Below are 20,679 nucleotides of genomic sequence, written 5' to 3'. Positions count from 1 at the left end.
ATCACTTGGTAAGGGCCGTAACGGCAGCATCGACGTAGGCCGTCATGGACGCCGGGCCACCGAACATCCAGATGCCGTCGGACAGGCGGTGGACGTTGCCGGCGGTGACGAACGGCAGGGACTGCCAGATCGGGTTGGCGCCGAGGACGTCGGCGAACGGGTCGCCGTCCACCTTGTTGGTGATGTAGAGGAACTCAACGTCGCTGAGGCTGGTCAGGCCTTCGACATCGGTGGATGCCAGGCCATAGTCCTTGTCGCCTTCCAGGGTCCACGCATTGTCGAGGCCCAGTTCCGCGGTGACGTCGCCGATCAGGGAGCCCTTGGTGTAGGGCCGGATGCCTACCTGGTTGCCCTGGGCGTAGCCGTCAGCGAAGGCGACCTTGGCTCCGGCGAGCCCTGCGGCCGCGAGCGTTTCGCGGCCCTTGGCCACGGCGTCGTCGAATGCTGCCTTGACCCCGGTGGCTTTGTCCTCCGTGCCGGTGGCCTTGGCGATCAGGTCCAGGTTGGTGTTCATCTGGGCGATCTGGCCTTCGCCGTTGGCGGAGCGGACCTGCAGGACCGGGGCGATCTTGCGCAGCTGCTCGACGGCGGCGGCAGGCAGGTCGGTGGTGGCCACGATCAGGTCGGGCGCCAGGGACGCGACGGTGTCCACGCTGGGCTCACCGCGGGTGCCGATGTCCTTGGGCTCGTTGTCGAGGGGAACGGCGGCGGCCCAGGCGCTGTAGCCGGGGACATCGGCAACACCTACGGGGTCAACGCCGAGGGAGACGAGGTTTTCCACGACGTTCCATTCGGTGCCCACCACTTTGGTGGCGGGGGCGTCGAGGGTGATGGTGGTGCCGCTGGCGTCGGTCAGCTCGATGCCGGCTCCGGAGGCCGAGGGGTTGGCGGCAGGTTCCGTGGTTCCACAGGCGGAGAGGGCCAGCGCCGCTGCAACAGCGGCGGAGGCCAGGATTGGCTTCTTCATGGGGATGTAACCAGTCTTTCGGTACGGGTGTGGTGCTTGCCGATGGCGCGGGTGCGCAACCGGCCGGTGCTTGGATCGGTGTCGACCTCGATCCGGATTCCGTAAACCCCGCTCAGAAGCGCGGAGGTGAGAACGGAGGCTGGTGTGCCGGACGCAATGACACGCCCCTGGCTCAGTAATACGACCCGGTCGGCGAGCGCCGCGGCCTGGTCAAGATCGTGCAGGACCACGCCCACGGCGATGTCCTGCTGGTCGGCGAGGTCCCGGATGAGGTCCAGGAGTTCCACCTGGTAGCGGAGGTCCAGGTAGGTGGTGGGTTCGTCCAGCAGCAGCACGCCGGTTTCCTGCGCCAGGCAGCTGGCCAGCCAGACGCGCTGCAGCTGGCCGCCGGAGAGCTGGTCAACGCCGCGGTCCGCCACTCCGCCGGTGCCGGTCAGGGCCAGGCACTGATTCACGACGGCGGCACCGGCCGGATCGGCCTTGCCCCAGCGGCCGCGGTGCGGGTAGCGGCCGAACTCGACAACGTCGCGGACGCTCAGGCCGGCGGGCGTGGGCCGGCTTTGGGTCAGGAGGGCCACGTGGCGGGCGAACTCGCGCGCCGAGAGGGAGAGTGCGTCGGCGGCTTCGTCACCGGGGCTCCCGCCCAGGGTCAGCGTCCCGGTCCTGGGGTCCTGCAGGCGGGCCAGCGTGCGCAGCAGGGTTGACTTGCCGCTGCCGTTGGGGCCCACCAGGGCGGTGACCTGGCCGGGCACCAGGGTCAGCGACGCATCGTGGACAACATCCGTGCCGCCATAGGCAACGGTGATGCCGGCGCCCTTCAAGGCGTGCGGGATCGCGGGGCTGGACTTAGGGTTCACATACTAAGGCTAGCCTATCCTTAGGGTTCCACCCGACCACGTTACGCGGAGTTGTCCCTGTTCAGCGGCTGGCCGCCGGGACCAGCACCCAGAGGACCTCGACCGGCTGGTCGGTGGGGTTCACCCAGGTGTGGGGCTCGCGGCCCGGGAACGTGACGGTGTCCCCCGCATCGAGGTCGTATTCCTCATTGGTCAGGATGAGCCGGATGCTGCCGCTGATCACGTGCAGCACGTCGACGTCGCAGTCCACGGCATACAGTTCGGACTCGCCGCGGCCGTGCGGCTCAATAACGGCCTGGATGATCTGGAGGCGGCGTTCGGACCGGGCAGTCAGGAGCCGCTCAACGATGCCTTGGCCGCCCAAGGAAATCCGCGGCCCGTCGTTGCGTTTGGTCAGGTGCGTCTCGGGGGCCGCAAAAAGCTCGCCGATGGAGATCGACAGGACCTGGCACAGGGTGACCAGCGAGGCCACCGACGGGGAGGTCAGGTCGCGCTCAACCCGGCTCAGGAAGCCCTTGGTCAGGCCGGTGGCATCGGCCACCTGTTCGATGGTGAGCCGCTGGGACTGCCGGGCCGCCCGGATCCTCGAGCCGATGGCCACCGGAACGTTGCTCGGTTCAACTGGCAGTGCCTTCATGTACGAACCTTTCATGGCCGGCCACCCGGCCCCACTCTGGAGCAATACTAATGGCCTGCTGCCACTGTGACGCTTCCATGGCGGGCGCGCCACGGCGCCTCAGGGCGCCCTTGACTGTTACGGCCGTCACAGCCTACGCTTTTGAAAACACTTGTTGCCTATCAGGCAATATTTGCGACTCCGCTCTCATCCGCACCCCCAGCAGCGGCGCCCCGGCTTTCCCCGCCCGGCCCGCTTAACAACCTGCTCCGAGGAGCCAACATGGATGCAAACGTCATCAACATCGCCATTGTGGTGGTGTACCTACTCGCCATGCTTGCCTTCGGCTGGTGGGGCAAGTCCCGCACCAAGTCCAACAGCGACTTCCTGGTGGCCGGCCGCCGCCTCGGCCCATTCCTCTATACCGGCACCATGGCCGCGGTGGTCCTGGGCGGCGCGTCCACCGTGGGCGGCGTGGGACTGGGCTACAAGTTCGGCATCTCCGGCATGTGGCTGGTGGTGGCCATCGGCGCGGGCGTCCTGCTCCTGAGCCTGCTCTTTGCCCCCATCATCCAGAAGCTGAAGATCTACACCGTCTCGCAGATGCTGACCCTGCGCTACGGCAGCAAGGCCACCCAGGCCTCCGGCATCGTGATGCTGGCGTACACGCTGATGCTGTGCGCCACGTCCACCGGCGCCTACGCCACCATTTTTGTGGTGCTGTTCGGCATGGACCGGGCCTTGGCCATCGCCGTCGGCGGCGCCATTGTGCTGGTCTACTCCACCGTGGGCGGCATGTGGTCCATCACCCTGGCGGACCAGGTCCAGTTCGTCATCAAGACCGTGGGCATTTTTTTCCTGATGCTGCCCTTCACGCTGAACGCCGCCGGCGGCCTGGACGGCATCCGCAGCCGCGTTGATGCGAGCTTCTTCCAGATCGACGGCATCGGTGTCCAGACCATCATCACGTACTTCGTGGTGTACACCCTGGGCCTGCTGATCGGCCAGGACATCTGGCAGCGCGTCTTCACGGCCAAGACCCCCACCGTTGCCCGCTGGGGCGGTGCCACCGCCGGCATCTACTGCATCCTTTACGGCGTGGCCGGCGCCCTGATCGGTATGGCCGCCAGAGTGGCGCTCGCCAACATCGAAATCGCCGCCAAGGACGACGTCTACGCGGAAGTGGCCCAGAACCTGCTCCCTGTGGGCATCGGCGGACTGGTCCTGGCCGCCGCAGTGGCAGCCATGATGTCCACCGCTTCCGGCGCCCTGATCGCCGCAGCGACAGTGGCCCGCGCCGACGTCCTGCCGTTTGTGGCCAGCTGGTTCGGCAAGGACATCAACACGGACGACACCGACAACCCGGAGCACGATGTCCGGGCCAACCGCATCTGGGTCCTGACCCTGGGCATCATCGCCATTGTGATCGCCATCGTCACCAAGGACGTGGTGGCGGCCCTCACCATCGCGTACGACATCCTGGTGGGCGGGCTCCTGGTGGCCATCCTCGGCGGCCTCGTGTGGAAGCGCGGCACCGGGATCGCCGCCGCCGCCTCCATGGCCGTCGGCTCGGTGGTCACCCTCGGCACCATGATCGTCCTGGAAATCAACGCCAAAGCTCCACTGGACGGCATCTACGCCAACGAGCCGATCTACTACGGGCTGGTTGCCTCGGCAGTCGTCTACGTTGTGGTGTCCCTGGCCACGAGGCCCACGGACCCGCACGTTATGCGGAACTGGCAGCGGCGCGTCGCCGGCCAGGACAGCGAGCCGGCGCCCGCAGACGCGGTCACCACCTCCTGATACCGGGTCGCACGACGGCGGCACCTCCTTTTGTTTCCCAGCAGAAGGAGGTGCCGCCGTCGTCAGTCCTGCCCGGTTGGTCCCGCACGTGGCAGTCCTGCCGGGTCAGTCCTGCTCGTCCCCGCGGACTTCGTCCGGGTCCATCGGGACCTCCCGGTCTTCGGCGTCGTTGACCGGCCGGGACCGGACCGCGGGCTCTTCCGCATCGGGGAAGGGATCTTCCGGGTCCAGGGCGGCGCCGGCGGGCGTTTCCCCGGCATAGTCGTAAGCGGGGTCCGCCTCCACGGCGTCGAGGTGCGGCATGTCCGGGTGCTGTCCGCTGGTGCTCATCACAGAACCTCCACTGATTGACGGTGTGGCACATCGGGTGGGCGCCGGCCGCGCCGCCCATTTCATCTCAGCACCACGCCCGGGGGCGGTCAAGGGGTCCCCGGCTGGCGTGCCGGCGGCTTCCCCACCTGATGGAAAAGTTACGGCGGACCGAAACCCCGGAGCTAGGGTTGCCAGCCGAAAAACCGCGGAAATCCGCAGTAAACTGGCGTGGCAATGGAGCCGAAACCGTGCCCCATCCAGCCCAGGAGTCCTCCGTGCCGCAGCACGCCACACCCAATCACCAACCGGCCCCCGCCGGACCCGCGGGCACCCCGGAAACCCCGGTTACCCCGGTTCCGTCGGCCGCCGACATCAGGCGCTGGCGCCAGTACCTCGCCGACGAACGGGCCGAGGCCGCCGTCTACCGCGACCTGGCCCAGAACCGCCAGGGCGAGGAGCGGGCCATCCTCCTGGCCCTGGCCGAAGCGGAAGGCCGGCACGAAGCGCACTGGCTGGGCCTGCTCGGGGACAACGCGGGCCGCACCCGGCCGGCATCGGTCCGCAGCCAGCTGCTGGGCTTCCTGGCCCGCCACTTCGGTTCGGTCTTTGTCCTGGCACTCGCCCAGCGGGCCGAGGGCCGCTCGCCCTACGCCAAGGACCCCAACGCCACCGAAGCCATGGCCGCTGACGAACAGATCCATGAGGAAGTGGTCCGCGGACTGGCCACCCGCGGCCGCAACCGGCTGGCAGGCACCTTCCGGGCTGCCGTCTTCGGGGCCAACGACGGACTGGTCAGCAACCTCTCGCTGGTAATGGGCATGGCCGCATCCGGCGTGGCCAGCAGCGTGGTGCTGCTCAGCGGCATCGCCGGGCTCCTTGCGGGTGCCATGTCCATGGGTGCAGGCGAGTTCATCTCCGTCCGGTCCCAGCGCGAACTGCTTGACGCCACCCGGCCCACCCAGGTCACCCTGGCTGCAGCACCGAAGCTCGACTTGGAACACAACGAACTCCTGCTGGTCTACCTGGCCCGCGGCATGTCCCAGGAAGCAGCCCAACACCGGGTGGCCGAGCGGATGGGACAGCTCTCCTGCGACTGCGACCCCAGCCTTTCGCTGCACCCGGAAGAGCCGGCGGAAGAGGACCAACACGAGGCCGTGGGCACTGCGTGGGGCGCCGCCCTCTCCAGCTTCTGCTTCTTTGCCTCCGGGGCCATCATTCCCATCCTGCCGTTCCTGTTCGGCCTGACCGGAGTTGCTACGCTGGTTGTGGCGGGCGCCCTGGTGGGCCTTGCCCTGCTGGGTACCGGTGGCATCGTGGGACTGCTTTCGGGGACGTCGCCGCTGACCCGGGGGCTGCGCCAGCTGGGCATCGGGCTCGGTGCCGCCGCCGTCACCTACGTCCTGGGGCTCGCCTTCGGCACCGTGGTGGGCTAGCTTTGGTGCATCCAACGACGGAAGGCTGACCATGCAGCGCCGGCCCCCACGCCATGCGGAGCCCACGTCGGGCCGCAGCGGGACGCCGCGACCACGCTACCGGCTGGTGCTGGTCGCAGGGCTTTGCGTGGCGGGCGTTTTTGGGGCCGCAGTGGTGCTGGACGATCCACGGGTCAAGCAGTTCCTGGACCTCCGGATCGGGCCCGGCACTCGGCAGGGCGCGGGACCGGGCGAAGGCGCCGTGCCGGGCGACGCCGAAGCCCCGCCGGCCGCAGAGGTCAGTACTGCGGCCCCGCCTGCCGGCGTCGAGGAGGCAGCCGAACCGCTCCTCACCCCGGCCCCGCCCGCCGTCGGAAGCGATGCCTACCATTTCCTGCTGGTCAACGGGGACGGCACACCTGTGGGCTACTCCCCCTGCCGCCCTCTGCACTATGTGGTCAACACGGACCTCGAACCCGACGGTGCGGCCGAGCTGGTGCCGAGGGCCATCGAGACCATTTCGGCAGCAACCGGCATCTCTTTTGTCTACGACGGCACCACTGACGAGCAGCCGTCGGCGCAGCGGCCGCCGTTCCAACCCGACGGGTACGGCGCCCGCTGGGCACCGCTTTTGATCGCGTGGACCACCCCCGAGGTGGCGCCGCAGCTGAAGGGTCCCGTGATCGGCACCGGGGGCAGCACCCACTTCAGTTTCGACGGCGGCCCCAAGACCTTTGTGACCGGAGGCCTGGACCTTGACGCCCCGCAGATCGCCGATGAACTGCTCAACCCTGACGGCGACAAATACGCCACCGCCGTCATCCTGCATGAGCTGGGCCATGTGATGGGCCTGGACCACGTTGATGACCCCGCCCAGCTGATGTATCCGGAGATCGGCACCCCGGAAGGCCTGTCCGACGGCGACCGCAACGGCCTGTATGAACTCAGCAAGGCTGCCTGCCGCAAGGACCTCTAACCCGCCCTGGTGGCATGTCCTGGAAAAGTCCTGATGTCACGACAGGTCAAATTGCCTGGTCACCGGCAGGGCAGGCCTTGACCCGCCGTCCGTCCCTGCTACCATCAGGGAAGAAACTATGTCCTATCAAGAGAACATATACCGGCAAAGCAGCCGCCTGCAGCCACCGCCGCACGGCGTCCGGCCGCAACCAAGGAACAGGAACGTACCGTGGCGAACAACCTGGGTGTCAGCATCGACCGCTCCTCTCCCGTGCCCCTCTACCACCAGGTGGTGCAGGGAATTGAGGCCGCCATCCACAGCGGCATCCTCGAACCGGGCAGCCGGCTGGACAACGAGATCGACCTGGCAGCCCAACTGAACCTTTCGCGCCCCACCATGCGCAAGGCCATGGACGAACTGGTCCGCTCGGGCCTGCTGGTCCGCAAACGCGGCGTCGGCACCCAGGTGGTCTCCAGCCAGGTCCGCCGGCCGCTGGAACTGTCCAGCCTGTTTGATGACCTCACCAACAACGGCAAAAAACCCACCACTGATGTGTTGAGCTTTTCCCACGTGGATGCGGACGAAGCCACCCTGGCCACGCTCCAGCTGCCGGCCGGCTCCAAGGTCTACCACTTCACCAGGCTGCGGAAAGTCGGGGGCAAACCCCTGGCCCTGATGGAAAACTGGGTCCGCGACGACATTGTGGGCATGGACGAAGCCCTGCTGGCAGCTGAGGGCCTCTACGCCGTGCTGCGCCGCGGGGGCGTCAACTTCCGGCTGGCCAATCAGCGGATCGGCGCCATGATCGCCAATGAATACCAGGCCTCGATGCTGGACACCAAAGCCGGCCACGCACTGGTGACCATGGAACGCACCGCAGTGGATGACACCGGCAGGCGGGTTGAAACCGGGCACCACGTGTACCGCGCCGATTCCTACAGTTTCGAAATGACACTCGTACAGCGCTGATTTATTAGGAGCAATCCCCATGACCAACTGGGTCTATCCCCTGGGTACCGCCGCCGACGGCCCGTGGGACGTTTCGATCGGCACGTCCGATTCCGTCCTGTCCGTTGCCGGTTGGGCGCATACGGGCCTGAAGGTTGCGACGCTGGCCGCGGGCACCGCCGTCGTTCTCCCTGCGGCGGACGAGGAACGCATTGTGGTGCCCCTCAACGGCGCCTTCAGCGTCACGGTTGACGGCACCAAGTACCACCTGGCCGGCCGCGGGTCGGTGTTCCATGGCCCCAGCGACGTCCTTTACTCCGGCACGGCGCGGGAAGTGAGCATTACCTCGGCCGACGGCGGCCGGGTGGCCGTGGCAACAGCCCCCGCCGGTGCCGGCTACCCCACGCGGCTGGTGACGGCGGCTGAAACCCCCGTGGAATTGCGCGGGGCCGGCAACTGCTCACGCCAGGTGCACAACTTCGGCACGCCCGCCGCCCTGGAAGCGGACCGGTTCATCGTCTGCGAAGTCCTCACACCCGCCGGCAACTGGTCCTCCTACCCGCCGCACAAGCACGATGAGGAAAAGGACGGCGAAACGTCCCTCGAGGAGATCTACTACTTCGAAACCCGGGTTGCGGCCGGCTCCGCAGCACCGGCGGACGCCGACGCGATCGGCTACCAGCGGGTCTACGCCTCGGACGAGCGGCCCATCGACGTCTCCGCCGAGGTCCGCACCGGCGACGTGGTGCTGGTCCCTTACGGCTGGCACGGCCCGGCCATGGCTGCCCCCGGCTACGACCTCTATTACCTCAACGTTATGGCCGGTCCGGGCCCGGTCCGGGAATGGCTCATCAGTGATGACCCGCACCATGGTTGGGTCCGCCAGGGCTGGGCGGCGCAGGATGTGGACCCCCGGCTGCCGTTCGGCGCCTGAACCCTGCCATGCCCCTGCTGCCGCGGCGGGGTACCTGGCCGCAATGGCATAGTGGAGTCTTGTGAAAGAGACTTCCGGCGCCCGCCGGCCCGCGACCATGGCGGACGTGGCGCGCGACGCCGGGGTAAGCCGTGCCCTGGTCTCGCTGGTGATGCGGGATTCCCCCAAAGTCTCGCCGGCCAGGCGGGCCGCGGTTGAGGCCAGCGCCAGCGCCCTTGGCTATTCGCCGAACAGGCTGGCCAGCCGGCTTGCCAGCCGCCGGACCAGGACGCTCGGAGTGCTGTTCCTTGACCTGCACAACTCCGTTTTTGCCGACATCTACGACGGCATCACCGAAGCCTTGGTGGACAGCGGCAACCAGGTGATGGTGGCGGTGGGATCCGCCGATCCCCGGACCGAGATCGAAGCGGTCAGGAACTTTGTTGACCTCCGCGTGGACGGCGTGATCCTGGCCGGCTACACGGGTGCTGCGAACGAACTGGCAGCAGCGCTTCGGGGGACGGATGCCGTGGTGATCACCCGGGACCTCGGCTTGCCGGGCGTGGGCTCTGTGATGACAGACGACTTCCGGTCCGGCGTTATGGCCGTGGAGCACCTGTACGGGTTGGGGCACCGCCGGATCGCCCATGTGGACATCTCGGAGTGGATCCCCTACACCGCCCGCCGCGAAGGGTACCTGCACGCCATGAAGGACCATGGCCTGCCGCCCCTGTTGATCCACAGCGACATGACCGAGCGCGGTGGCCGGACCGTGATGGAGCAGTTCCTGGCTACCGGGGCCGAGCTGCCCACGGCCGTCTTCGCGCACAACGACCTCACGGCGATCGGCGTAATGGAAGCACTCGCGGGGGCGGGGCTGCGGGTGCCGGAAGATATGGCAGTGGTGGGGTGCGACAACATCGAGGTGGCGGCGTCACCCCTGATCGGGCTGACATCGATCGACCAGCACCCCGGCGAACTCGGCCGGCTGGCGGCCCGGGCCATGCTCGACCGGATCGATGGTGCCGGCGGGGTTGGCGTTCCGGCCGTGTCCCGGAAGCTGGAGCCTGCACTGCTGGTACGCCGTTCGTCGGATCCCGCCGCCGGGAAACCTTTGCCGGGAGGGCTGCCGCCGGACGAGCTGCAGAAAGGCTGAAGCCGGGGCCCGCCGGGCTACCCGGTCAGCGCCGGGTTGCGGCCAGGTCTGCGGCCCCGCCAGCCAGCTGGCCGGCGTCGCGCGGGATTCACTGGTGCGGGCCGCCGTCGTCCGCTTCGCTGGCGACTACTCCGGCGTCACGAACCTCCCCCGCACTGTCCCCCGCGCCCTTGGCGCTGCCCCGCTTGGCGGCGGCTGCTGCAAACGCCATCACGCCCAACCCCAGGATGGTGATGCCGGCGCCGGCCCAGATGGGTGAGGTGTAGCCCAGCCCTGCGCTGATGGTGACCCCGCCCAGCCAAGCGCCCAGGGCGTTGCCCACGTTGAACGCGCCAATATTGGCGCCCGAGGCCAGGGCGGGGGCAGTGCTGGCGTACTTCATCACGCGCATCTGCAGGCCGGGAACCGTGGCAAAGCCAAAGCCGCCCATCAGCACCAGGGACACCACGGTCAGTACCTGGTTGCCGGCCGTCAGCGCGAAGGCCACCAGCACCACGGACAGGACGGCCAGGACCACCACAAGGGTGCGGTCCACATTGCGGTCGGCCGCCCGGCCGCCCACAGTGTTTCCCACAAACAGGCCCACTCCGAAGACGATCAGGAGCCACGGCACGGTGCTGGCGGCGAATCCTGAGACCTCGGTCAGTGTGTAGGCGATGTAGGTGAAGGCACCGAACATGCCGCCGTAGCCGAGGATGGTCACCAGGATGGACAGCCAGACCTGGCCGGAACGGAAGGCCTGCAGCTCCCCGCGGAGGCCGCTGGCTTCCGCCGGCGCCCCTGACGTCTTGGGAACCAGGAGCAGGATGCCGGCCAGGGCGATCACCCCAATGCCTGTGATGGCCCAGAACGTTGCCCGCCACCCTGCAGCCTGGCCCAGCAGGGTGCCGAAGGGAACGCCCAGCACGTTGGCCGCGGTCAGCCCGGTGAACATCAGTGCGATGGCCGCCGCCTTCCGGGTGGGGGCCACCATGTCCGCGGCCACCACCGCGCCGATGCCAAAGAACGCGCCGTGGGCAAGGGCCGCGAGGATCCGGCCTGCCATCATGGGCCAGTATTCCGGCGCGGTGGCGGAGAGCAGGTTGCCGGCGATGAACAGGACCAGCAGGGCGGCCAGCACCGGTTTACGGTCGAACCGCGAGAGCGCTGCTGTGAGTCCGAGGGCGCCCACCACCACGGCCAGCGCATAGCCGGAGATGAACCAGCCGGCTGCGGCTTCACTGACGGCAAAGTCCGCCGCCACCTCAGGCAGCAGTCCCATGATGACAAATTCGGTGAGTCCGATCCCGAACCCTCCGAGTGCGAGTGCTAGCAAGCCAACAGGCATGGCGGTGCTCCTTTGAGCTGTACGTTGGGTGGAAAGGCGCCTAAGATAGTTGCAGGCGCGGTATTTATTGTTGCACAAGCAACTATCCCGCGCAAGCAACTAATTTTGCCTGCACAACAGCAGCTTCCGGGCCGCAGCGAGGAGCACACCATGGGCATCAAGGACGACGCCGTCGAGGTCCGGGCGCAGGGGTGGCGCACGCTGGCGGCCCTGCACGGCCTGATCGAAGGTGAGCTGGAACGATCCCTGCAGGCCGAATCGAAACTGTCCGTTGTCGAATTCACCGTCCTGGACGCCCTGAGCCGGCAGGACGGCTGGCACATGCGGATGCAGCAACTGTCCCGGGCCACGGCATTGAGTCCCAGCGCCACCACCCGCTTGGTGAACCGGCTGGAGGACCGGGGACTCCTGACCAGGATCCTGTGCGACGATGACCGCCGGGGCATCTACACCGAGCTCACCGGCAGCGGCAGCAGCCTCCTTGCCGAAGCACGGCCCGTCCACGATGCAACCCTGGAACGGGCACTCGGCGAAGCCCAGGCGGTGCCGGAACTGGCTCCGCTGGTGGACGCGCTCCCCCGGCTGCACTCCGGGTCCCCGTCGGGCACACAAAACTCCCCCTAAGCGTGACTTATGGGGAGCCTGCTGGTGTCGCTGTTACAGCTGGACGGCTGCGGAAGTGTCGAGCCGCACCGGGGCCCCTGTAGCCAGGGATTCCTGGGCTGCGTCGGCCACCCTGGAGGCGGCCACAGCGTCCTCGGGGGTGCAGGGGTTTTCCCTGCGGCCCAGGACCAGGTCCACAAACGCAAGCATTTCGGCGCGATATGCCTGATGGAAGCGGTCGGCGAAGGTTCGGTGCGGTTCACCGGCGGGAAAAGCCACGCCGGCTTCGGCAGACTTCAGTGCTGCCTGGCCATCCAGTCCCACCATCATTGAGTCGGCTGACCCTTGGATCTCCAACCGGACATCGTGCCCTGCGCCGTTGTAGCGGCTGGCCGCGACGCTGCCCAGGGTGCCGTCGTCGAACGTCACGATGGCCAGCGCGGAGTCCACGTCGCCCACCGCCCCGATGGCGGGGTCGCCGTTGTTGGAACCCTTGGCGTAAACCTCGGTGATCTCCCGGCCGGTAAGCCATCGCAGGATGTCGAAGTCGTGGACCGAGACATCCCGGAACAGCCCTCCGGACGTGGCAAGGAAATCAACGGGCGGCGGCGCCATGTCGCAGGTCACGGCGCGCAGGGAATGGATCCAGCCCAGCTCACCGTCCCGGTACGCTTGCCGCGCCGCGAGGTAGCCTGCATCAAAGCGGCGCTGATGCCCAATCTGCACCACGCCGCCTTGTTCCCGGACGTAATCCAGCACCGGCAGCGAGTCAGGGACGTTCATGGCCACCGGCTTTTCGCAGAAAACCGGGATGCCCGCGTCCACGCCGGCCTTGATCAGCTCCGGGTGCGTTCCGGTGCCGGTGGCGATGACAAGCCCGTGGATGCCCGAGCTGACCAGGGCAGCCACGGACGGCACAAACTCTGCCCCCAACCCGTCGGCGACCGCGCGGGCGTGTTCCTGCGCGACGTCCGTCAGCCGGAGCTCCAACGCAATTCCCTCACGGTTCAGGTCGGCTTGGAGGCCGGCGATGTTAGTGGCGTGCATAACGCCGATCCGGCCTACACCCACCAGGCCAAAAACGATTTTTTTCATGCTGTCGCCTCCTTGGCGTTCTTGGGACGCCTGCGGCGTGCTGCCGGGCCGGTCAATACGACACCTTGGTGAAGGCGCCGTCGCTATGCAGGGAACGGGTCATGGCCTGGGCCACGAGCGCCGCGTTCAGGCCGTCCCGGGCCGTGGCAAGCGGGGGCGGTTCTGCGCTGCGGAGCGCGGATACCCAGGCCTGGAGCTGCAGCCGATAGGCATCGGCGAACCGCGGACGCCAGTCTTCCGGGATGCCGGCGCTGGTTTGGCCGTCCTGGCGGCTGGCAAGGGCCGGCGGTTCCGGCAGCGCCAGGGTGCCGCCTTCCGAGACGACCTCGCACTCCGTGGTGTAGCCGTATTGCGCATTGAGAAAGAGTTCCAGGGTCACCATGGTCCCGTCCCCGGTGCGCATCAGCATCAGCGCGGGGTCCCGCAGCCCGGCAGGGCTGTGCCGGGAACTGCGGCCTGCCTGCCAGGACACCTCGGTGATCGGCGAGCCCAGTAGCCAGGGAATCACATCAAGTTCATGGATCGCCGAGTTGGTGATGGCCGATTCGGTACTGGCGCCGGCGCCGGACGCTGCGGTCCGGCTGGTGCAGCGGACCATCAGCGGCTCGCCCTGCGACCTGGCCGCCACGGCCTCGCGAAGCAGGACGTACCCCGGATCAAAGCGTCGCATAAAGCCCAGCGACAGCAGCGAAGCACCGGTTGCCGCCACCATGTCAAGATCTGCCGCCACCACGTCCCGGCTTTCCAGCAGGGTGGGGGCCAGCGGTTTTTCGCAGAGCACCGGGGTCATCGCCTCAAAGCATTCGAGCACCAGGCCTGCGTGGGTGGAATCGTGGGATGCCACAACCACAGCGTCCACGTCGCTGGAGTTGATCAGCTCGGAGGGATCGGTGGTGGTCCGCGCCGTGGGCGGCGCAGCTTCCGCGGCGCGGACCGCGTCGAGGTCGGCCACAAACGTGACTTCAGCCCCGCTGATGGTGGTGGAGAGGTTCCGGACGTGGTCGGCGCCCATAACGCCGGCGCCGATAACGCCCACGCGGATTGGCATACTGTGTCCCGTCTTTTGTGGGTTTTGGTCCGGTCAGCGGTGTTCGTTGACGTCCGCGACGTCGGCCTGGACTTCCTTGACGATGTCGTTGTGGCCGCCGAGCTGCTGGAGCTCGTGGGCGAGTTCGGCGAGTTCGGCGCCGCCGGCCATCTGGGCGGTGAGTTCGTCCAGGGTGATGTCTTTTTTGTCGTAGTAGCCGATCGAGGTGCCGCGCTTGAGGAGCAGGAACCTGTCTCCGACGGGGAACGCGTGGTGCGGGTTGTGGGTAATGAAGATGACACCCAGCCCACGGTCGCGGGCCTGGAGGATGTAGCGGAGCACCACACCGGATTGTTTGACGCCCAGGGCCGCTGTGGGTTCGTCGAGGATCAGGACTTTCGCACCGAAGTACACGGCCCGGGCGATCGCCACGCATTGGCGTTCACCGCCGGAAAGCTGACCGATGGGCTGCTCAACATCGCGCAGGTCGATGCCCATCTCCGCGAGTTCCTTTTTGGTGATGTCCTTCATCTGTTGCACGTTCAGGCTTTTGAAAGGGCCAAAACCGCTGGTCAGTTCCGAGCCGAGGAAGAAGTTCCGCCAGATCGGCATCAATGGGACCACGGCAAGGTCCTGGTAGACCGTGGCGATCCCGGCGTCCAGGGCATCCCGGGGGGAGGTGAACTTCCGCTCCTCCCCCATGATCTTCAATGTCCCGGCGTCGTGCTGGTGCAGGCCGGCGATGATCTTGATCAGCGTTGACTTGCCTGCACCGTTATCGCCCAGGACGCAGGTAACCCGACCGTTGTCCACGGCCATCGTGACATCGCGAAGGGCCACGATGTTTCCGTAGTTTTTTCCCACCGCGTCAAGGGACAACAGGTGCACCGGGGTGTGCGTGAGCGGGTCCTGCTCGTTCTGCAGCAGGGTCTGCTGGTCAATTCTGTTGGCATTCATGGATCCGGGTCCTTACTTCAGCTCTGCACGGCGTTTGACGATCAGGTTCACGATGGTGGCCAGCAACAGCATCAGCCCCAGGAAGAACTTGAACCAATCCGGGTTCCACTGCGCATACACGATGCCCTTGTTCGCCATCCCGAAGATAAACGCGCCAACAGCGCCACCGACCGCCGAACCATACCCGCCGGTCAGCAGGCAGCCGCCGATCACCGCAGCGATGATGTAGAGGAATTCGTTGCCCACCCCCTCACCGGACTGCACCGCGTCGAAAGCGAACAGATTGTGCATGCCCAGCACCCAGCCGCAGAATCCCACGGCCATAAACAACCCGATCTTGGTGGCTTTGACCGGCACACCCACGGCGCGGGCGGCGTTTTCGTCGCCCCCGACGGCGAAGATCCAGTTGCCCACTTTGGTGCGGAGCAGGACCCAGGACGCCACCGCAACCAGCACAATCCAGATAAATACAGTGTTTTTAACTTCCACCCCGCCAATGTTCACCGAGGAGGAAAACACGGCCTGTGCGGACGCGAACCCGTCCATCGTCGAAATTGAGGGGGACGACACACCCCCGCCGATCAGCCGGGTCAGACCCAGGTTCAGGCCTGTCAGCATCAGGAACGTCGCCAGCGTCACGATGAAGCTGGGCAGTTTGGTCTTCATCAGGATCCACCCGTTGATGTAGCCGATCCCCAGTGATACCACCAGTGCCAGGACCACCCCGACCCAAACATTCACGCTGAAGTACCAGCTGAACATCGAGGCCGTCAACGCCGAACTGATCACCGCCACGCCGGTGGAAAGGTCAAACTCCCCACCAATCATCAGCAGCGAAACGCCCACCGCCATGATCCCGATCGTGGAACTGCCGTACAAAACCGTCGCAAACGCGTTGGGCTGGATAAACGTCTGGGATACGGACGCGAAGAATACAAAAAGGACAATCGCGCCCACGAGGGCACCGACCTCAGGCCGGCCCAACAGCTTCTGCAACGGATTCCGCCGGCCAACACGTTCATCCACTACGGGCGGCCTGGTCAAAGTTTGAGTCATGATGTTCTCCTTCGTGCGGGCCCGGGGTCTCCCCCGGGCCCGTGGACAAACTGTTTAGCGGACGCCCTGCTGGGCGAAGGTCAGGGCAGCTGAAGCAGCGGCCTTGTCAACGACGGTGGGGCCGGTCAGGACGGGCTGTCCGCCACCGATCTTGAACCCGCCGCGCTTGTTCTGCCAGAGCGCATCAATGGAGCCGTAGCCCTGCAGCCACGGCTGCTGGTCAATCGTGAAAAGGATCTCGCCGTCGGAGATTTTCTGGGCCAGGTCGGCGTTCATATCGAACGAGGCCACCTTGGCCTTGCTGCCTGCGGACGTTACGGCCTTGAGGATGGTCAGCGTGAACGGTGCACCGAGGCCGATGATCGAGTCGGCGTCCGCAGTGGCCTGGAGCTTGGCCGTCACGGTGGAGGAAACCTGGGTCATGTCCGTGCCGGCGACGTAAAGGATCTCGGTCTCCGGGAGCTTCTCCTTGACGCCTGCGCACCGGGCTTCGAGCCCCACGTGGCCCTGTTCCTGGATGACGCAGATCGGGTGCTGCAGGCCCTCGGCCTTGAGTTTGTCACCGGCTGCAGCGCCGGCCAGCTTTTCGTTGGAACCGAAGTGGGTGAAAGCGCCGAGCTGGGCCGAGACTGATTCGCCGGCGTTGAAGCTGACCACGGGGATCCCGGCGGCTGTTGCCTTCTTCAGCGCATCCTTGAGGGCGTCCGGCTTGGCCAGGGTGACGGCGATCCCATCAACCTTTTGGTCAATGGCCTGTTCAATCAGCTGGGCCTGGCGCCCGCCTTCCGGGTCGGAAGTGTAGAGGAGTTCAACGTTGTCTTTGGCCGAGGCTTCTTCAGCCCCTTTGCGGACAATGTCCCAGAAGGTATCGCCCGGAGCCGCGTGGGTGATCAGTGCGATTTTTATCCGGTCCGTCGTGGCCACCTGGCCGCTGCCTGCATTGCTGCCCGCATCAACCGGCTTGCCTCCGGTGCTGGAACAGGCGCTCAGGGCCAGCATGGGGACAACTGCAGCCATGAGTGCCGCCTTACGCCAGGAAAGCGTCTTCACGATAAATCTCCTTCGATTTTCCGGCTGGACCGGCGCATCCTTGCACCGGTTCGCTTGCCGTCTTCATTGATCATGGTGACTGGGACCACACATGTCAAGAGTTTGTACTGACATAAGTATGTACTTACGTGAGCAAATTGGCTTGAAGGCAGAAAATGACCTCAGAAGCATACTTTTAGCGCGCTCTATCCCTTATGTGGCACGGAACGCAGAACGGCCGCCCGTCGGATGACGGGCGGCCGTTTTGCGTTGTAAAAAGAGTCGTAAGGGCTACTGGCGCTCTTTCACCACAAGATTCCGGAAGTAGTGCTCCAGGTCCTCGAGGCTCTTGTCCTTGGTTTCCGGAACGTACCTGGCGGCAAATGCGATCGCACCGACCCCCAGGACCGCAAACACAAAAAACGTGTTGGACAAGCCAATGGCGGCAAGGAGTTGGGGGAAGCCGAAGCCCACCAGGAAGTTGACGATCCACAGGAGGAAAGCGGAGGCTCCCATGCCGAGGCCGCGGATCTTCAGCGGGAAGATCTCCGAGAGCATTAGCCACGTTACGGGCGAAATGGCACCCTGCTGGAACGCCAGGAACGTCACCGTCAGGGCCAGGATAACAAAGCCCCGGGCGGAACCCTCAGGCAGGATCAGCGAGAACACTCCGATCAGGACCAGGGCGGCGGTGGTTCCTATCTGTCCGGTGATCAGCATGCGGCGCCGTCCCACCCGGCCCAGCAACCAGATGCCTACAAACGTGGCAAGGACCGAAATCACGCCGTTTGCGATGTTCGCCGTCAGCGCGGCTTCACGGCCGAAGCCCGACTGCGCCAGGATCTGTGTGCCGTAATACATGATGGAGTTCACGCCGGTGATCTGCTGGATCACTGCCAGGCCCAGGCCCACAAAAAAGATGCGGCGCAGCCAGGGAATACCCAGGTCCTTCCACGTGCCCATTTTGGACTTGTAGTCCTCCACAGCCATGGCTTTGACCTCTTCGAACTCCGCCCGGGCCTCGGCTTGGGACCTGATGCGCTGCAACACGCTGAGGGTCTCCCCGAAGCTGCCCATGGAAGCCAGCCAGCGTGGGCTTTCCGGCATAAAGTTCATGCCGATCCACAGCGCGATGGCGGGCAGGGTGGCAATGACCAGCATCCAGCGCCAGATGCCGCCGGCTTCCCCGAAGGTGTTGCCCAGGTAGGCGTTGAAGATGAACGCCAGCAACTGGCCCGTGACGATCATCAACTCGTTCTGCGTGACGATCCGCCCGCGCCGGTCACTTGGCGAGACTTCGGCCAGGTAGACGGGTACCGTGACAGACGCTCCGCCCACCGCCAGGCCCAGGATGAACCTGGCCGCGATCATCACCTCGGTGGTGGGCGAGAAGGTGCAGGCCAGGGTGCCGATGAGGAATACCACGGCCAGGACCATGATCATCTTGCGGCGGCCGTTCCGGTCCGCCAGCCGGCCGCCCAGCAGCGCACCGAAGGCGGCGCCGAACAGCAGGGAAGAGGTGACCAGCCCTTCGGTCAGCGGCGTCAGGCCCAGGTCCTCCTGCATGTATGGCAACGCGCCGTTGATCACGCCGGTGTCGTAGCCGAACAGCAGGCCGCCGAAGGTGGAGATGATGGTGACCGTCCGGAGCGCCCGCTTGTGGTTGCCGGGCTGTTTGGTTGTGGTCTCCACGGGGATGGGGGACGTCATACGCTCACCTTTTGGATGTACTGGTTGATGGTGTCCAGCTGGTAGCGGGAGACCTCATCCGCGTGGTCGTCCTCCGCAAAGACACTGGAGACCATCACGGTATCGTCCCGGTCGAGGAAGCCGATTTCCTTCAGGCCGCCGAAGAACTCGTCCCAGTTGACGTCGCCGTCGCCCACTTTAAGGTGCTGGTGCACCCGGACCGGGTTTCCGGGTGGGTTGGTGATGTAGCGCAGCCCGTGCGAGGCGTGGTGGTCCATGGTGTCGGCGACGTGGACCAGGCGGAGCTTGTCGCCCGCTGCCCGCATGATTTCCAGGGGCGCGTCCTTCATGTGGAAGCTGTGCGACGCCACGTACACCAGGCCCACATTTTTGGAGTTCAGGCCCCGGATCACCCGGATCGCGGCCAGGCCTTCCTCAACGAAGTCGTCCGGGTGTGGGTCGATCAGCAGATCGATGCCTTCCCGTTCGATGATCGGCAGCAGTTCCTCCATGGAGCGGTAAAACGCCCGCTCGGATTCCTCGGCCTTTTCCGGCCGGCCGCTGAACTCGGTGTTCATGGTGCTGACGCCGAGGTCCACGGTGATCTGGATGGCACGCTTCCAGTACCGCACCGCGGCTTCCCGCGCGTCCTCGTCGGGCCCGGACCAGCGCAGGACCGGCAGCACGGAGGCAATCTCAATGTCCGCGTCCCGGCAGGCCTTCCGGAGCTGGCCCACCAGTTCATCATCCGCTTTGGGGTGGTTGTAAAACGGAATCAGGTCCTGGTGCGGAGTCATCTGCAGGTACTTGTAGCCGAGGTCCGCCACCACCTTCGGAAATTCAAGCAGGGTGTGCGAGTGGTGGTACGGCGTGGGGTCAAGGGCGATTTTCACAAAAACACTCCATTGTGGATCAGTTGGCGTGGCGGTCGAAGGACTAGTTGTAGAGGTCCGGCTTGGCCGCGAGCTTGACGGCAACCTTTTCGCCGTTCTTCTGCGCCTCGACGCCGGCTTCGCAGCAGGCAGCCGTCGCGTACCCGTCCCAAGCGGTGGGGCCGCCGATGCCGCCCTCAAGTGCCGCGTCCACCCAGGCCTGGATTTCGACGTCGTATGCGGCGCCGAAGCGCTCTTCGAAGCCGGGCGTGATGTTGCCTCCCCAGCGCCCGGCGCTGCGGGTGTAGGGTCCCTTGTCGCCGCCGATGCTGACGATGCCGTCCTCGAAGGACGCCTGGGTGGCAACTTCGTAGCCGAACCGGGCGTTGACGTAGATTTCGACGTCGGCCAGGACACCTGATTCGGTTTCGATCAGGACGTGCTGGGGATCGTGCTGGCCGGCGGGGGCATTTTTGGTGGCCTTGCCCATCCGGACCTGGACGCTGGTGATTTCCTCGCCGGTGAAGAACCGGATGGCATCAAATTCGTGCACCACGGAGTCGTTGATCAGCATCTCGTTGGTGAAGCCGGGCGGGGTGGTGGGGTTGCGGTGCTGGTGGTGCAGCATCAGCAGCTCACCGAGTTCGTGGTCGCGGATGATTTTGCCCAGGGACGCGTACTCGGCGTCGAAGCGGCGCATAAAGCCCACCTGGACGCGCTTGTGGCCCAGCGCCACTTCGGCTTCGACGATCTTCAGCGAGGATTCGGCGTCGGGGGTCAGCGGCTTTTCGCAGAGGATGGGGATGTCCTTCGCGATGGCCTTGAGGAGGATGTCCTCGTGCAGGAACCCGGGGGTGGCGATCAGGACGGCGTTGACGTCGCCGTTGTTGAGCGCTTCCCCGGCATCGGCCAGGGCCACGGCGCCGGGAATGCCTTCGATGGCTGCCTGGGCACGGGCCAGGTCAACGTCGACGACGGCGGCCACTTCGGCGCCGTGGATGCGGGTGTTGAGGCGCTGGATGTGGTCAGCGCCCATGCGTCCGGCACCGATGACGGCTACGCGCAGGGATTCAGTCATTGTT

20 protein-coding genes are annotated in these 20,679 nt (G+C 66.0%); 7 read left to right on the top strand and 13 right to left on the bottom strand.

What is annotated here, in order from left to right:
• Position 1 precedes the first annotated feature (1 nt).
• From ASF72_RS02095 to ASF72_RS02085, 3 genes are all read right to left on the bottom strand, one after another.
• The gene (locus tag ASF72_RS02095; RefSeq protein WP_050683940.1) at positions 2–967 is read right to left on the bottom strand and encodes an ABC transporter substrate-binding protein; all 966 of its coding nucleotides are present in this window, start codon (positions 965–967) and stop codon (positions 2–4) included.
• Positions 964–1,824, bottom strand: a complete 861-nt coding sequence (locus ASF72_RS02090) for an ABC transporter ATP-binding protein (protein ID WP_200933606.1) — start codon at positions 1,822–1,824, stop codon at positions 964–966. Before ASF72_RS02090 ends, ASF72_RS02095 begins: the two co-directional genes overlap by 4 nt.
• A 61-nt stretch (positions 1,825–1,885) precedes the next feature.
• Positions 1,886–2,461, bottom strand: coding sequence for a cupin domain-containing protein (locus ASF72_RS02085; protein ID WP_050683941.1), 576 nt, complete (start codon positions 2,459–2,461; stop codon positions 1,886–1,888).
• A 261-nt stretch (positions 2,462–2,722) separates the two neighbouring features.
• Here ASF72_RS02085 and ASF72_RS02080 point away from each other — a divergent pair, with 261 nt between their 5' ends.
• On the top strand, positions 2,723–4,243 hold the full coding sequence (locus ASF72_RS02080) for a sodium:solute symporter (protein ID WP_056596134.1): 1,521 nt from the start codon (positions 2,723–2,725) through the stop codon (positions 4,241–4,243).
• A 105-nt stretch (positions 4,244–4,348) separates the two neighbouring features.
• Here ASF72_RS02080 and ASF72_RS02075 read toward each other — a convergent pair whose 3' ends face one another.
• The gene (locus ASF72_RS02075) at positions 4,349–4,573 is read right to left on the bottom strand and encodes a hypothetical protein (RefSeq protein ID WP_056596132.1); all 225 of its coding nucleotides are present in this window, start codon (positions 4,571–4,573) and stop codon (positions 4,349–4,351) included.
• Between the two features lie 230 nt (positions 4,574–4,803).
• On the opposite strand from ASF72_RS02075, the gene ASF72_RS02070 reads away from it, so the two are divergent.
• The 5 genes from ASF72_RS02070 to ASF72_RS02050 all read left to right on the top strand — a co-directional run bounded on the left by ASF72_RS02070 (position 4,804) and on the right by ASF72_RS02050 (position 9,942).
• Positions 4,804–5,988: a VIT1/CCC1 transporter family protein gene (locus tag ASF72_RS02070; RefSeq protein WP_442854146.1), complete on the top strand. Its 1,185-nt coding sequence runs from the start codon at positions 4,804–4,806 to the stop codon at positions 5,986–5,988.
• A gap of 31 nt (positions 5,989–6,019) precedes the next feature.
• Positions 6,020–6,943, top strand: coding sequence for a matrixin family metalloprotease (locus tag ASF72_RS02065; protein ID WP_050683944.1), 924 nt, complete (start codon positions 6,020–6,022; stop codon positions 6,941–6,943).
• Between the two features lie 210 nt (positions 6,944–7,153).
• Positions 7,154–7,894 (top strand): GntR family transcriptional regulator, encoded by a 741-nt coding sequence (locus ASF72_RS02060; RefSeq protein ID WP_050683945.1) that lies wholly within the window; start codon positions 7,154–7,156, stop codon positions 7,892–7,894.
• Between the two features lie 19 nt (positions 7,895–7,913).
• A complete protein-coding gene (gene iolB, locus ASF72_RS02055; RefSeq protein WP_056596130.1) occupies positions 7,914–8,807 on the top strand; it encodes a 5-deoxy-glucuronate isomerase in 894 nt (297 codons plus the stop codon).
• A 61-nt stretch (positions 8,808–8,868) separates the two neighbouring features.
• Positions 8,869–9,942 carry a LacI family DNA-binding transcriptional regulator gene (locus tag ASF72_RS02050; protein ID WP_056596128.1) on the top strand — a complete coding sequence of 358 codons (1,074 nt, stop codon included), beginning with the start codon at positions 8,869–8,871 and terminating at the stop codon, positions 9,940–9,942.
• An 88-nt stretch (positions 9,943–10,030) separates the two neighbouring features.
• Here ASF72_RS02050 and ASF72_RS02045 read toward each other — a convergent pair whose 3' ends face one another.
• Positions 10,031–11,269, bottom strand: a complete 1,239-nt coding sequence (locus ASF72_RS02045; protein ID WP_056596125.1) for an MFS transporter — start codon at positions 11,267–11,269, stop codon at positions 10,031–10,033.
• A 150-nt stretch (positions 11,270–11,419) separates the two neighbouring features.
• Here ASF72_RS02045 and ASF72_RS02040 point away from each other — a divergent pair, with 150 nt between their 5' ends.
• On the top strand, positions 11,420–11,893 hold the full coding sequence (locus ASF72_RS02040; protein WP_050683948.1) for a MarR family winged helix-turn-helix transcriptional regulator: 474 nt from the start codon (positions 11,420–11,422) through the stop codon (positions 11,891–11,893).
• A 33-nt stretch (positions 11,894–11,926) separates the two neighbouring features.
• Here the strand turns inward: ASF72_RS02040 and ASF72_RS02035 are convergent, their stop codons facing one another.
• The 8 genes from ASF72_RS02035 to ASF72_RS02000 all read right to left on the bottom strand — a co-directional run bounded on the left by ASF72_RS02035 (position 11,927) and on the right by ASF72_RS02000 (position 20,675).
• Entirely contained in the window at positions 11,927–12,967 is a 1,041-nt protein-coding gene (locus ASF72_RS02035) for a Gfo/Idh/MocA family protein (RefSeq protein WP_050683949.1), read from the bottom strand.
• 52 nt (positions 12,968–13,019) lie between these two features.
• On the bottom strand, positions 13,020–14,015 hold the full coding sequence (locus ASF72_RS02030) for a Gfo/Idh/MocA family oxidoreductase (RefSeq protein ID WP_056596122.1): 996 nt from the start codon (positions 14,013–14,015) through the stop codon (positions 13,020–13,022).
• Positions 14,016–14,048: 33 nt separating this feature from the next.
• Positions 14,049–14,951 (bottom strand): ATP-binding cassette domain-containing protein, encoded by a 903-nt coding sequence (locus ASF72_RS02025; RefSeq protein ID WP_056596119.1) that lies wholly within the window; start codon positions 14,949–14,951, stop codon positions 14,049–14,051.
• 12 nt (positions 14,952–14,963) lie between these two features.
• Complete coding sequence (locus ASF72_RS02020) at positions 14,964–16,007, bottom strand: ABC transporter permease (protein WP_050683952.1); 1,044 nt, start codon at positions 16,005–16,007, stop codon at positions 14,964–14,966.
• Between the two features lie 54 nt (positions 16,008–16,061).
• Positions 16,062–17,057 (bottom strand): substrate-binding domain-containing protein, encoded by a 996-nt coding sequence (locus ASF72_RS02015; RefSeq protein ID WP_157370870.1) that lies wholly within the window; start codon positions 17,055–17,057, stop codon positions 16,062–16,064.
• Positions 17,058–17,327: 270 nt separating this feature from the next.
• Positions 17,328–18,746, bottom strand: coding sequence for a sugar porter family MFS transporter (locus ASF72_RS02010; protein WP_056596116.1), 1,419 nt, complete (start codon positions 18,744–18,746; stop codon positions 17,328–17,330).
• On the bottom strand, positions 18,743–19,618 hold the full coding sequence (locus tag ASF72_RS02005; protein ID WP_050683954.1) for a sugar phosphate isomerase/epimerase family protein: 876 nt from the start codon (positions 19,616–19,618) through the stop codon (positions 18,743–18,745). Before ASF72_RS02005 ends, ASF72_RS02010 begins: the two co-directional genes overlap by 4 nt.
• 43 nt (positions 19,619–19,661) lie before the next feature.
• Positions 19,662–20,675 carry a Gfo/Idh/MocA family protein gene (locus ASF72_RS02000; RefSeq protein ID WP_056596113.1) on the bottom strand — a complete coding sequence of 338 codons (1,014 nt, stop codon included), beginning with the start codon at positions 20,673–20,675 and terminating at the stop codon, positions 19,662–19,664.
• Between the last annotated feature and the right edge of the window lie 4 nt (positions 20,676–20,679).

The sequence above is a fragment of the Arthrobacter sp. Leaf141 genome (assembly GCF_001424565.1).
Taxonomy (GTDB): Bacteria; Actinomycetota; Actinomycetes; order Actinomycetales; family Micrococcaceae; genus Arthrobacter.
The sequence above is the reverse complement of the archived record's forward strand: the minus strand, read 5'-3'. Positions and strand labels throughout refer to the sequence as shown.

Coding starts and splice junctions, on each gene's coding strand:
- ASF72_RS02085 (WP_050683941.1), bottom strand. CDS start 2,461: ATGAAGGCACTGCCAGTTGAACCGAGCAACGTTCCGGTGGCCATCGGC.
- ASF72_RS02095 (WP_050683940.1), bottom strand. CDS start 967: ATGAAGAAGCCAATCCTGGCCTCCGCCGCTGTTGCAGCGGCGCTGGCC.
- ASF72_RS02010 (WP_056596116.1), bottom strand. CDS start 18,746: ATGACGTCCCCCATCCCCGTGGAGACCACAACCAAACAGCCCGGCAAC.
- ASF72_RS02025 (WP_056596119.1), bottom strand. CDS start 14,951: ATGAATGCCAACAGAATTGACCAGCAGACCCTGCTGCAGAACGAGCAG.
- ASF72_RS02075 (WP_056596132.1), bottom strand. CDS start 4,573: ATGAGCACCAGCGGACAGCACCCGGACATGCCGCACCTCGACGCCGTG.
- ASF72_RS02080 (WP_056596134.1), top strand. CDS start 2,723: ATGGATGCAAACGTCATCAACATCGCCATTGTGGTGGTGTACCTACTC.
- ASF72_RS02030 (WP_056596122.1), bottom strand. CDS start 14,015: ATGCCAATCCGCGTGGGCGTTATCGGCGCCGGCGTTATGGGCGCCGAC.
- ASF72_RS02045 (WP_056596125.1), bottom strand. CDS start 11,269: ATGCCTGTTGGCTTGCTAGCACTCGCACTCGGAGGGTTCGGGATCGGA.
- ASF72_RS02020 (WP_050683952.1), bottom strand. CDS start 16,007: ATGACTCAAACTTTGACCAGGCCGCCCGTAGTGGATGAACGTGTTGGC.
- iolB (WP_056596130.1), top strand. CDS start 7,914: ATGACCAACTGGGTCTATCCCCTGGGTACCGCCGCCGACGGCCCGTGG.
- ASF72_RS02040 (WP_050683948.1), top strand. CDS start 11,420: ATGGGCATCAAGGACGACGCCGTCGAGGTCCGGGCGCAGGGGTGGCGC.
- ASF72_RS02000 (WP_056596113.1), bottom strand. CDS start 20,675: ATGACTGAATCCCTGCGCGTAGCCGTCATCGGTGCCGGACGCATGGGC.
- ASF72_RS02035 (WP_050683949.1), bottom strand. CDS start 12,967: ATGAAAAAAATCGTTTTTGGCCTGGTGGGTGTAGGCCGGATCGGCGTT.
- ASF72_RS02065 (WP_050683944.1), top strand. CDS start 6,020: ATGCAGCGCCGGCCCCCACGCCATGCGGAGCCCACGTCGGGCCGCAGC.